The 13,739-nt window shown below is 70.8% G+C and carries 1 protein-coding gene; it reads left to right on the top strand.

From position 1 onward, the window contains the following. The first annotated feature begins 281 nt into the window (after positions 1-281). Positions 282-13,667 (top strand): hypothetical protein, encoded by a 13,386-nt coding sequence (locus tag C7444_RS12705; RefSeq protein WP_110401226.1) that lies wholly within the window; start codon positions 282-284, stop codon positions 13,665-13,667. The last annotated feature ends 72 nt before the right edge of the window (positions 13,668-13,739 follow it).

Raw genomic sequence — 13,739 nt, 5'->3', positions numbered from 1 at the left:
CCCAGCTTAAGCCGGCGCGAGCGCGGCGGTGCCTGAAAAAGGCCGCCCCTGCCCACGCTGATCCATCCCTGGCCCCGCCCCCGATCACCTCACAGTGTCAGTGCGATGCATGGAAATCCGCCCGCGCCCGGTGATTCGCCCCCAGAAACCCCTCAAGAAGGGGATGGACCGGCCGATAGCCTGTTGCGGGTGGTTACTTTTCACGAATCGCCTCCCGGCGTCCCGCCGGACCATTTTTTCATTTGTGCTCGATCACGCAACGATCGCAGCCGGAGCAGCACATGGCGAATTCGATCGACATCAACGGTGTGGTCATCAATGGCGACCTGAACAGCATTCAGGGCGGCACTGCCATCGACGACACCTTGACGCTGCTGGCCAACGGCAGCATCGCCATCAGCGGCATCGAGTCGGTGCTGGGCGCGGCCGGCGGATCGGATGCGATCACGCTGGCCACCGCCAACCCGGAGACCGTGCACCTGTCGGGCATCGAGACCCTGATCGGCTCCACCGGCAGCGACACCATCGGCCTGCTGACCGACTCGTCGCTGGCGCTGTCGGGCATCGAGACGGTGCTGGGCTCGGCGGGCACCGACACGCTGCGCATGCTGTCGACCGGCTCGATCGAGGTCGGTGCCGTCGAGAGCGTCATCGGCACGGCCGCGACCACCGACGCGATCACGATGCTCACCGTCGGCAGCGTGGCCGTCAGCGGCGTGGACAGCATCACCGGCTCGTCGGACGCCAGCGACGAGGTGACGCTGCTGTCGAGCGGCACGGTGCACCTCTCCAGCGTCGAGACCGTGCTGGGCAGCACCCTGCTGACCGAGGTGGTGCAGCTGGCCAACGCCGGCGACAGCCTGTCGATCGCCAACGTCAACACCGTCATCGGCACCACCGACGTGACCGAGGCCGTCACGCTGCTGACCGCCGGCACGGTGGCCCTGTCGGCCATCGACAGCGTCACCGGCTCGGCAGGCACCGACACGCTGAACCTGCTGAGCGCCAGCTCGGTCACGATCGAAGGCGTCGAGAGCATCCTCGGCTCCACCGGCACCGACGTGCTGACGCTGGCCCAGGCCGGCAACCTCTCCGTCTCGCGCGTGGAGACCGTGGTCGGCACTGCCGACACCACCGAGACCGTCACGCTGCTGTCGACCGGCCCGCTCGCGGTCAGCGACATCGACGCGGTCGTCGGCACCAGCGCCACCACCGACGTGCTGACGCTGCTCAACAACGCCAGCGTCTCGGTCCAGGCCATCGACACCGTCATCGGCTCGGCCTCGGCCGACGACACCCTGAGCCTGCTCAACACCGGCACGCTGCGGATCTCGGGCGTCGAGAGCGTGCTGGGCAGCGCGGGCAGCCAGACGCTGCAGCTGCTCGCCAGCGAAGCCGTCGAGATCAGCGACATCGAGACCGTGCTGGGCAGCACCGGCGCGAGCGACGCCGTCACGCTGCTGGCCACCGGTACCGTGCGCCTGTCGGGCGTCGAGACGGTGACCGGCACGGGCGACATCAACGACATCGTGCAGCTGCTGACCACCGGCTCGCTGCAGATCAGCGACGTCGCCAGCGTCATCGGCTCGACCGGCTCGGCCGACGCGGTCACGCTGATGACCACCGGCACGCTGTCGGTGTCGGGCATCGAGAGCGTGATCGGCACCAGCTCGAGCTCCGACGAGCTGCACCTGCTCAACGGTGGCAGCGTGCGCATCTCCGACGTGGCCAACGTGATCGGCAGCAGCGCGGCCACCGAGACGGTGCGCCTGCTCGCCGCCGACAGCGTCAGCGTCAGCGACGTGAACACCGTCATCGGCTCGGCCGGCACCGACGTGATCACGATGGCGACGACCGGCGCGATGGCCGTCTCGTCGGTCGAGACGGTGATCGGCACCTCGGAGACCACCGACGCGCTGACGCTGCTGAGCACCGGCACCGTGTCGATCAGCGGCATCGACAGCGTCTACGGCACCACCGCCACCACCGACGTGGTCGAGCTGCTGGCGGCCGGCACGCTGTCGGTCAGCGCGGTCGACACCGTGATCGGCTCGACCGATGCGGGCGACGACGTGCGCCTGATGGCCAGCGGCACGCTGACGGTCTCGGGCGTCGAGAGTGTCACCGGCAGCGCCTCGACCACCGAGGTGGTGCGCCTGGGCGCGGCCGGCGACAGCCTGTCGATCTCCGACATCAACACCGTCATCGGCACCACCGACACCACCGAGGCCCTGACGCTGATGACCGCCGGCCAGGTCGCGATCTCGGCCATCGACAGCGTCACCGGCTCGGGCGGCACCGACACGCTGCAGCTGCTGAGCGCCTCCAGCGTCTCGGTCAGCGACGTCGAGTCGGTGCTCGGCTCGGCCGGCACCGACGTGGTGACGCTGGCCACGCTGGGCAACCTGGCCGTCTCGCGGGTCGAGACGGTCATCGGCACCTCCGACACCACCGAGACCGTCACGCTGCTGACCGCCGGCACGCTGAGCGTCAGCGACATCGACAGCGTCGTGGGCACGGTCTCGACCATCGACACCGTGACGCTGCTCAACGGCGGCACGGTGGGCATCTCCGCCATCGACACGGTGCTCGGCTCGGCAGCCATCACCGACGTGGTGCAGCTCACCGACGCCGGCCTGCTCAAGGTCTCGGGCGTGGAGTCCGTACTCGGCGCCAGCGGCGTGACCCAGGCCGTGCAGATGCTGACGGCCGAGGCACTCGCCGTCAGCGACATCGACAGCGTGATCGGCAGCACCGGCAGCACCGACGCGGTCACGCTGCTGACCACCGGCACGCTGGCCGTCTCCGGCGTCGAATCGCTGATCGGCACCACCGACGGCACGGAAACGGTGGTGATGCTGACTTCGGGCAGCATCGTCATCAGCGACATCGACTCCGTGACCGGCACGGCCGCGGCCAGCGACAGCGTGCGCCTGGCCACCACCGGCACGCTGGCGGTCGAGCAGGTCGACACCGTCATCGGCACGACCGACGCGACCGACACGCTGACGCTGCTGTCCAACGGCACCGTGCGCATCTCGGCCATCGACACCGTGCTGGGCGCCAGCGGCCAGAACGAGACCCTTCAGCTGCAGGACAGCTCGCCGGTGATGGTCGAGGAGGTCGACACCGTGCTGGGGTCGACCGGCACCGACACCGTCACGATGCGCACCGGCAGCATCATGCGGGTCTCCGGCGTCGAGTCCGTCATCGGCAGCGCCGACAGCGACGACGAGATCGTGCTGATCACCAGCGGCGCGATCACGCTGCAGGACGTCGACACGGTGATCGGCAGCACCGGCCTGACCGAGGTCGTGACGCTGGGCGGCACGCAGACCAGCCTGGCGATCTCGGCCATCGACACCGTCATCGGCACCACCGACACCGCCGACCAGCTCACGCTGCTGGCCACCGGCACCGTCAAGCTGCAGGACATCGACCAGCTCACCGGCACCGGCAACGCCACCGACGTCGCCCAGCTGCTGGGCACGGGCTCGAGCCTGACCGTCTCCAGCGTGGCGACGGTGCTGGGCACCACCGGCACCGACGCGATCACGATGGCCACCGGCTCGCTGACCGTCTCGGCGGTCGAGTCCGTCACCGGCTCGAGCGCGGCCACCGATGCGCTGACGCTGCTGGGCGGCGGCAGCGTGGCCGTCAGCGCGGTGGAGTCCGTGCTGGGCACGGCCAGCCTGAACGAGACCGTCACGCTGCTGGACACCGGCAGCGCGATCAGCGTGGGCAACATCAACACCGTGATCGGCACCGGTGATGCCGCCGATGCGGTCACCCTGCTCTCCAGCGGTCCGCTGGCGGTCTCGGCGATCGCCAGCGTGACCGGCACCGGCCACAGTGCGGACGTGATCCAGGCGCTGGGCACCTCCGCCAGCCTGACCGTCGATTCGGTCGCCACCGTGCTGGGCACGACCGGCGCCGACGTGGTCACGATGGCCAGCGGCTCGGTCACCGTCTCCGCGATCGAGACCGTGATCGGCTCGACCGGCGCCGACCAGCTCCACCTCAACGGCGGGGGCAGCGTCACCGTCAGCGAGGTCGAGACCGTGATCGGCCAGTCCGGCCTGATCGACACCATCGTGCTGGGGGACGCGGCCGGCGTGGTCGCCATCAACGCGGTCGACAGCGTCATCGGCACGGCCGGCAGCACCGACACGGTCACGCTGCTGGCCAGCGGCGCGGTCAGCCTGTCGGACGTCGAGTCGGTCGTCGGCACCGGCGCGGCCACCGACGTGATCCACCTGCAAGGCAGCGGCGCCACGCTGGCGGCCGACAGCGTGGGCACCGTCGTCGGCACCACCGGCGCCGACGCCGTGACCATGCTCAGCGGCAGCCTGTCGGTGACCGGCATCGAGACCGTGACCGGCTCGAGCGGCACCACCGACGTGCTGCAACTCGCCGGCGGCGGTGCGCTGCTGGCCAGCGACGTCGAGACGGTGCTGGGCGCGGCCGGCTCGGTCGACACCGTCACCTTCGGCGACAGCGGCACGCATGCCGTCTCCAGCATCGAGAGCGTGGTCGGCACCTCCGGCACCGACACGCTGGCGATGCTGACGGGCGGAGGCATGTCGGTGACCGAGATCGAATCGGTGCTCGGCTCCACCGGCACCGACGTGGTCACGATGCTGACCGACGGCACGCTGGCGGTCTCGGACGTCGAGACCGTGATCGGCGCGGCCGGCACGGCCGACGAGGTCACCCTGCTCACCGCCGGCAGCCTGACGGTGGCCGGCATCGAATCCGTCACCGGCACCAGCGGCGCCGACCGGGTCACGCTGCAAGGCGGTGGCGCACTCACCGTCTCGGGCGGCGCCGATGCGGTCGACAGCATCACCGGCTCGGCCAACGCGGTCGAGGTCGTGACCCTGGCCGCCTCGGCGGGGGGCCAGGTCACGGTCAACCAGATCGACACCGTGCTCGGCTCCGGCGGCACCGACATCCTGCGCGTCGCCCCCGGCACGCTGTCGGTCTCGGCGGTCGAGACCGTCATCGGCGGCACCGCCAGTACCGAGGTCGTGCACCTGCTCGACGCCGGCACGATCGGCGTCTCGGCCATCGACACCGTGACCGGCTCGACCGGCACCGACGTGGTGGAACTGCTCACCGCCGGCACGCTGGCCGTCTCGGGCATCGAGACCGTCACCGGCGCGAGCGGCAGCGACACGCTGGTGATGCTGTCGGGCGGCACGCTCGCGCTGTCGGCCGTCGAGAGCATCGTCGGCTCGGCCGCCTCGGACGACGAGCTGCGCCTGATGGACACCAACGCCACGGTCAGCGTCTCCGACGTCGAGACCGTGATCGGCCAGGGGGGTGGCAGCGATACCGTCACGCTGAGCAACGCCGGCACGCTGGCCATCAGCGACATCGAGAACGTCATCGGCTCGACCGGCAGCGACGTGCTGCGCCTGCTCGACGGCAGCACGGTGTCGATCTCGGCGATCGAGTCGGTGATCGGCTCGACCGGCAGCACCGACCATGTGACGCTGGCCGTCGCCGGCTCGCTGGCGGTCAGCGAGGTCGAATCCGTCACCGGCACCGGCAGCAGCACCGACGTGCTGACGCTGCTCGACGGCAGCGCGGTCACGGTGGCCCAGATCACCTCGGTGATCGGCTCGGCCGGCACCAGCGACGTGGTCACGCAGGCCACGGCCGACGGCGTGCTCGCGGTCAGCGATGTCGAGACCGTCATCGCCGCCGGCGGTGGCAGCGCCGACACCGTGCACCTGCTGCAGGGTGGCGCCCTCGCCATCTCCGACGTCGACAGCGTCGTCGGCACGGCCGGCGGCACCGACGCGATCACGCTGCTGACCGACGGGGTCGTCAGCATCTCCGCCGTCGAGACGGTCACCGGCTCGTCGGGCAGCACCGACGAGGTCCGCCTGCTGACCGCCGCCACGGTGGCGGTCCAGGACGTCGAGTCGGTGCAGGGCAGCGACGGCATCGACATCGTGCAGATGATGACCGGCGACGCGCTCACCGTCAGCGGCATCGAGAGCGTGCTGGGCTCGTCGGCGCTGACCGACCACGTCACGCTGGGCACCGCGGGCACGGTCTACGTCAGCGAGGTCGAGAGCGTCACCGGCGCGGGCGGCACGGCCGACACCGTGCGCATGCTCAGCGCCGGCTCGCTGAGCGTCAGCGACATCGACAGCGCCATCGGCTCGACCGGCACCGACACCGTGCAGCTGCTGGTCGACAGCACGATCGCGATCTCGGCGGTGGAGACCCTGCTGGGCTCGACCGGCGCCGACCTGGTGCAGCTGCTGACCAGCGGCTCGGTGGCCATCTCCGACGTCGAGACCCTGATCGGCGGCCTGGGCACGCGTGACGTGGTCACGCTGCTGACCACCGGCGCGCTGCAGGTCAGCCAGGTCGAATCGGTGATCGGCACCGGCGAGGCCGGCGACCACCTGACGCTGATGAGCGCGGCCCAGGTGTCGGTCTCCAGCGTGGCCAGCGTCACCGGCGTGGCCGGCAGCGCCGACAGCGTCGTGCTGCTGGCCGCCGGCGAGCTGACGGTCGACCAGGTCGACAGCGTCATCGGCAGCGCCGGCAGCGACACCGTGGTGCAGCTCAGCACCGACCTGACCCTGAACATCTCCGGCATCGAGAGCGTGATCGGCACCGGCGACAGCGCCGACGTCGTGCGCCTGCTGACCGCGGGCGGCGTGACCGTCAGCGACGTCGAGACCGTGCTGGGCTCGCTGGCCGCCACCGACCGGGTCACGATGGCCAACGGCGGCGAGATCGCCGTCAGCGCCGTCGAGACGGTGCTGGGCAACATCGCCTCGGTCGACACCGTGCAGCTGCTCGCCAGCGGCACGGTGCGGGTCAGCGAGGTCGACACCGTGCTCGGCTCCACCGGCAACGACGCCGTGCAGCTGCTGACCGGCGGCACGCTGGCCGTCTCGGAGGTCGAGACCGTCATCGGCACCGGCGGTGACGACACCGTCGAGATGCTGGCCGCGGGCACGCTGGGCGTGTCGGCCGTGGCCAGCGTGGTCGGCACCGCCGGCACGGACACGGTGCGCTTCCTGACCGCCGGCTCGGTGGCCGTCTCCGACGTCGAGACCCTGCTGGGCAGCTCGGGCACCGACACGCTGACCCTGCTCAACGGCGGCAGCATCGCGCTGTCGACCATCGAGACCGTGCTGGGCAGCGACGGCGCCACCGAGGTGCTGACGCTGCTGAGCGCGGGCAGCCTGGCGGTGTCGGACATCGACACCGTGATCGGCCGCAGCGGCGTGGTCGACACCGTGCGCCTGCTCGACAGCGGCGAGCTGAGCGTGCAGGACATCGACTCCGTCATCGGCGGCACGTCCTCGGGCGACACGCTGACGCTGCTGGGCGCCAGCACCGTGCGCATCTCCCAGGTCGAGACCGTGCTGGGCTCGACCGGCACCGACACCCTGACGATGGCCACCACCGGCCTGCTGTCGGCCAGCGACATCGAGACCGTCATCGGCACCACCGCGTCGACCGACGAGCTGGAGCTGCTGTCCTCGGGCACCGTGGCCGTCTCCGCCGTCGACAGCATCACCGGCTCGTCGGGCACCGACCTGGTCCGCATGCTCAGCACCGGCCCGCTCAGCGTGGCCAACGTCGAGACCGTGCAGGGCTCGTCGGGTGTCGCGGACATCGTCACGCTGACCACCCCCGGCACCCTGGCGATCTCGGCCGTCGAGAGCGCGATCGGCACGACCGACAGCAGCGACGAGCTGCAGCTGCTCGGCGGCGGCACGGTGCGGATCTCGGCCTTCGAGACCGTCACCGGCAGCAGCGCGACCAACGACAGCGTCGTGCTGCTGACCGAAGGGGCGGTCAGCGTGTCCGCCGTGGAAACGCTGACCGGCACCACCGGCACCGACGTGGCGACGATGCTCACCAACGGCACGCTGGCCATCTCGGGCATCGAGACCGTGCAGGGCTCGGTGCTGACCGGTGACGTCGTGCGCCTGATGGGCAGCGGCCTGGTCGGCGTCTCCGATGTCGAGCAGGTCATCGGCACCTCCGCCAACAACGACCAGGTGCAGATGCTGGCCGGCGGCACGCTGGAGGTCTCGGCGGTCGAGTCGGTCATCGGCAGCACCGACACCAGCGACGCCGTCGTGATGCTGACCAGCGGCGCGCTGGCGATCTCCGACGTCGAGAGCGTCACCGGCGCGTCGGCGCTGACCGAGGTGGTCACGCTGAACGCCGGCACCGAACTGTCGGTCTCCGACATCAACACCGTCATCGGCCGCACCGGCGCGACCGAGACCCTGACCCTGCTGGCCACGGGCACCGTGGCCGTCTCCTCGATCGAGTCGGTGGTCGGCTCGGTCGACAGCACCGACGTCGTGCGCCTGCTCAACGGCGGCTCGCTGACCGTCTCGGACGTCGAGAGCGTGCTGGGCAGCACCGGCCAGACCGAGGTGGTCACGCTGGCCAACGAAGGCGACAGCCTGGCCGTGGGCGCGGTCGACACCGTCATCGGCACGACCGTGGTCGGCGAGGCGGTGACGCTGCTGAGCGGCGGCTCGCTGGCCGTGCGCGACATCGACTCGGCCACCGGCACCACCGCCACCGGCGAGGTCCTGAGCCTGCTGAGCGCGGGCAGCATCAGCGCCAGCGCCTTCGAGTCCATCATCGGCTCGACCGGCAGCGATCACCTGACGCTCGAAGGCAACGGCGCCAGCGTCAGCCTGTCGGCCATCGAGAGCCTGACCGGCAGCACCGGCACCGACGTCGTGCGCATCCTGCAAGGCGGCTCGATCGTGGTCGACGGCGTCGAGACGCTGATCGGCAGCGCCGGCGCGGCCGATGCCGTCACGCTGAGCGGCACGCAGACGGCGCTGAGCCTCTCGGCCATCGACACCGTCGTGGGCACGACCGCCACCGACGAGACGCTGACCCTGCTGAGCAGCGGCCAGTTGCGCATCGACGCGATCGACACCATCATCGGCAGCGCCGGCAGCGACATCGTCACGCTGGCGAGCGCCGGCAGCCTCACCGTCAGCGCGGTCGAGACCGTGCTGGGCACCACCGGCAGCGACAGCCTGACGCTGGCGGGCAACCAGTCGGCGGTGTCGATCTCGTCGATCGACACGGTCGTCGGCAGCACCACGACCACCAACGACACCGTCACGCTGCTGCACAGCGGCTCGGTCCAGGTCTCGGGCATCGACACGGTGCTCGGCGCCTCGGGCGTCACCGACCAGGTGCACCTGTCCGCAGGGGATGCGATCAAGGTCTCGGGCGTCGAGACCGTCATCGGCGACGCCGGAGGCAACGAGTCCGTCACGCTGCTGACCGGCGGCGCGATCGCGGTCTCGTCGGTCGAGACCGTGACCGGCTCGACCGGCCGCACCGACGTGCTGACCCTGCTCGACACCCCCGCCTCCGAGGTCCGCATCACCGCCATCGAGACGGTGATCGGCACCACCGGCGCGGGCGACGCGCTGCACATGCTCGGCGCGGGCAGCCTGGCGATCTCGGGCATCGAGACCGTGACCGGCAGCACGGCCGTCGGCGACGTGATCACGATGCTGGCCTCGGGCACGCTGGCGATCTCCGCGGTCGAATCGATCATCGGCACCACCCAGGCCAGCGACGTCGTCGCGCTGCTCGCCACCGGCAGCGTCAGCCTGTCGGGCGTCGACACCGTGCTCGGCACCGGCGCGAGCACCGACGTGGTCACGCTGCTGGCCACCGGCACGCTGGCCGTCAGCGACGTGGCCACCGTCATCGGCAGCACCGGCACGGGCGACGCCGTCACGCTGCTCAACACCGGCAGCCTGTCGGTCTCGCGGATCGAATCGGTGCTGGGCACCGGCGGCGGCGACGTGCTGACGCTGCTGGCCACCGGCACCGTCGGCATCTCCGACATCGCCACGGTGATCGGCTCGGCCGCGGCCACCGACACGCTCAACCTGCTGACCACCGGCGAGGTCGCCGTCTCCGGCATCGAGACGGTGCTGGGCACGACCGCCGCGGGTGACCAGGTCACGCTGCTGTCGGCCGGCGCGATCAGCGTCTCGCTGGTCGACAGCGTGGTCGGCACCACGGCCACCACCGACCTCGTGCGCCTGCTGACCCAGGGCGCGGTCAGCCTCAGCGAGGTCGACACCGTGATCGGTTCGGCGGGCACCGACACGCTGACGATCGACAGCGCCAGCACCACCGGCGCACTGGCCGTCAGCAGCGTCGAGAGCGTGCTGGGCTCCACCGCCACCGAAGTGCTGACCCTGCTGAGCCTGGCCAGCGTGGCCGTCAGCAGCATCGAGACCCTGATCGGCTCCAGCGGCAGCGGTGACACCATCACGCTGCTCGACAGCGCCTCGGTCAGCGTCAGCGGCATCGAGACCCTGATCGGCGGGGGCGACACCACCGACCAGGTCACGCTGCTGGCCGCCGGCCGGCTGAGCGTGCAGTCGGTCGAGAGCGCGGTCGGCACCACCGGCACCGACGTCATCACCGTGCTCGGGGGTGGCGAGCTGCAGGTCACCGGGATCGAGTCGGTCATCGGCCAGAACGGCCAGACCGAGATCCTGTCGATCGTCGGCGCCGACGTGTCGGTCTCGCAGGTCGACACCGTGCTCGGCACCGCCGGCGCCACCGAGGTGGTGCGCCTGCTGACCGCCGGTGCGGTGGCCATCTCCGACGTCGACACGGTCGTCGGCAGCGCCGCGGCCAGCGACGCCGTCACGCTGCTCGACGGCGGCGCGCTCGCCGTCAGCGGCGTCGAGAGCGTCACCGGCTCGGCGCAGAGCGACGACGCGATCACGCTGCTGACCGCCGGCACGCTGTCGATCTCGGCGATCGAATCGGTGGTCGGCTCCATCGGGCGCGACACCGTCGCGATGCGCGAAACCGGCCAGGTGGCGCTGTCGGGCGTCGAGTCGGCGGTCGGCACCACCGCCACCACCGACATCGTCACCCTGCTGGCCGCCGGCTCGATCATGGTCTCGGCCATCGAGACGGTGATCGGCTCGACCGCCGCAAGCGACGTGGTCACGCTGGGCACGACCGGCAGCCTGGTCGTCTCGGGGGTCGAATCGGTGATCGGCACCGCCGGCACCGGCGAGGTGATCACGCTGCTGACCGCCGGCTCGGTGGGCGTCAGCCTGATCGAATCGGTGGTCGGCACGGCCGACACCACCGACGTGGTCACGCTGCTGGCTGCCGGCACGCTGAACGTCTCGGCCGTCGACACCGTGGTCGGCAGCGCCGGGCGCGACGTCGTGCGCATGGACGCCACCGGCAGCCTGAGCACCAGCGCGGTCGAGACCGTGGTCGGCTCGGCCGGCAGCACCGACCTGCTGAAGGTCATGGCCGCCGGCACCGTCGCGGTCTCGGCGATCGAGTCGATCTACGGCCAGACCGGCGTGACCGAGATCATCACGATGCTGACCACCGGCTCGCTGGCGGTCTCCGACATCGACACCGTGCTGGGCACGGCGGCCACCACCGACATCGTCAGCCTGCTCAAGGGCGGCACGGTGTCGGTCAGCCTGGTCGACACGGTGATCGGCAGCCTCGACACCGCCGACGTGGTGCAACTGCTGGCCCAGGGCACGCTCAGCGTCAGCGACGTCGAGACCGTCGTCGGCTCGACCGGCAAGACCGATGCCGTGGTGATGCTGTCGGGCGGCGCGCTGAGCACCAGCGCGATCGAGACCGTCACCGGCTCGGCCGGCGCCAGCGACACGCTGACGCTGACCGGCACCAACGGCACCGTCACGATCTCGGCGATCGAGTCGGTGATCGGCTCGACCGGCACGACCGAGATCCTCGCGCTGGCCACGGCGGCGACGGTGGTGATCTCCGACATCGACAGCGTGCTCGGCTCGGCCGGCAGCACCGACAGCCTGGTGATGCTGGCCGCCGGCACGGTGGCGCTGTCCGCGGTCGAATCCATCACCGGCACCAGCGAGACCACCGACGTCGTGCGCCTGCTGAGCGCGGGCACGCTGGCGGTCTCGTCGATCGACAGCGTGGTCGGCTCCAGCGGCCGCGACACGGTGCAGATGCTCACCAGCGCCGACCTGTCGGTCTCGGCCGTCGAGACGGTCACCGGCAGCACCGGCAACACCGACGTGGTGCGCCTGCTGGCCGCCGCGACGCTGGCCACCTCGGCGGTCGAGACCGTGATCGGCTCGACCGCCAGCGCCGACGCGCTGACGCTGCTGGGCAGCGGCCAGGTGTCGGTGAGCGTCAGCGCGGTCGAGAACATCACCGGCACCACCGGCACGGGTGACACCGTGACGATGCTGAGCGGCGGCATGCTCAAGCTGACCGGCATCGAGACGGTGCTGGGCTCCAGCGACACCACCGACCAGGTCGTGCTGTTCAACGCCGGCAGCGTCGCGCTGTCGAGCGTCGAGAGCGTGGTCGGCAGCCGCAACGTCGAGACGCTGACGCTGCTGACGGCCGGCAGCATCAGGGTCAGCGCGATCGACAGCATCCTGGGCTCCGGCGGCACCGACATCGTCACGCTGCTGGCCGCCGGCACCCTGGCCACCAGCGCGGTCGAATCGGTGCTCGGCTCGGCCGGAGTCGACACGGTGCGCATGCTCGACAGCCTGATGGCCGTCAGCGGCGTGGAGACCGTGCTGGGCAGCACCGGCACCGTCGACGTGCTCACGCTGATCACCGCGGGCAACGTGCGGGTCAGCGCGGTCGAGAGTGTCATCGGCACGACCGGCCTCACCGACATCGTCACCATGCTCACCGGCGGCCTGCTCAGCGTGTCGGGCATCGACACCGTGCTGGGCAGCGCACGCACCAACGACGTGGTCTCGCTGCTGAGCGAAGGCTCGATCAAGGTGTCCGCGGTGGAGACGGTGCTCGGCAGCACCGGCACCGACGTGGTCAACCTGCTGGCCACCGGCACCTACCGGGTCAGCGGCGTCGAGACCGTGGTCGGCTCGAGCGCCGCGACCGACGCGGTGGTGATGACCTCGGCAGGGGCACTGGAGGTGCGTGCCGTCGAGAGCATCACCGGCTCGTCGGGCATCGACGTGCTGACCATGGGCACGACGGGGGCCATCAAGACCTCGGCGATCGAGACGGTGCTCGGCTCCACGGCCACCACCGACGTGCTGACGCTGCTCAGCTCGGCCTCGGTGTCGGTGTCCTCGGTCGAGAGCGTGGTCGGTGCGGCCAACGGCACCGACACGGTCACGATGCTCGATGCCGGTCGCCTGGCGGCCAACAGCGTCGAGAGCGTGATCGGCAGCAGCGGCGCCGACACCATCCTGATCACCGGCAAGACCGGAGCGACGGTGTATGCCGGTGCCGACGCCGACACGATCACCGCCGGGGCCGGCGCGGACCGTTTCCTCTACAAGAACGCGTCCGAGTCGACCGGGGTGTCGGTGGACACCATCACCGGCTTCAACGCCGGCACGGCCACCACCTCCATCGACCAGCTCTACCTGCTGGGCATGGTGCAGGGCGCGATGGGTTATGTCGGCAGCAGCGCCTTCACCGGCACGATCGGCCAGACCGAGATCCGCGCCGTCGACGGGGCGGCCTACGGCGCCGGCCTGACGACATCGGACTCGGTCATCCAGATCGACCTGGACGGCGACGGCTCGGCGGACATGGAGATCAAGCTGCTGGGCACGCAACTCAAGAACCTGGACAGCGGCGACTTCTTCGGTTCCTGACGGCCCATCCACCACCGGGGCCGAAAAAGGCGGGCTCACACCCGCCTTTTTGCGCTCATGTCGGGACAGCGG

Source organism: Sphaerotilus hippei (assembly GCF_003201595.1).
GTDB lineage: Bacteria > Pseudomonadota > Gammaproteobacteria > Burkholderiales > Burkholderiaceae_C > Sphaerotilus > Sphaerotilus hippei.
The sequence above is the reverse complement of the archived record's forward strand: the minus strand, read 5'-3'. Positions and strand labels throughout refer to the sequence as shown.

Bases quoted from the DNA above. Each gene is read 5' to 3' on its own strand.
- C7444_RS12705 (WP_110401226.1), top strand. From the start codon at position 282: ATGGCGAATTCGATCGACATCAACGGTGTGGTCATCAATGGCGACCTG.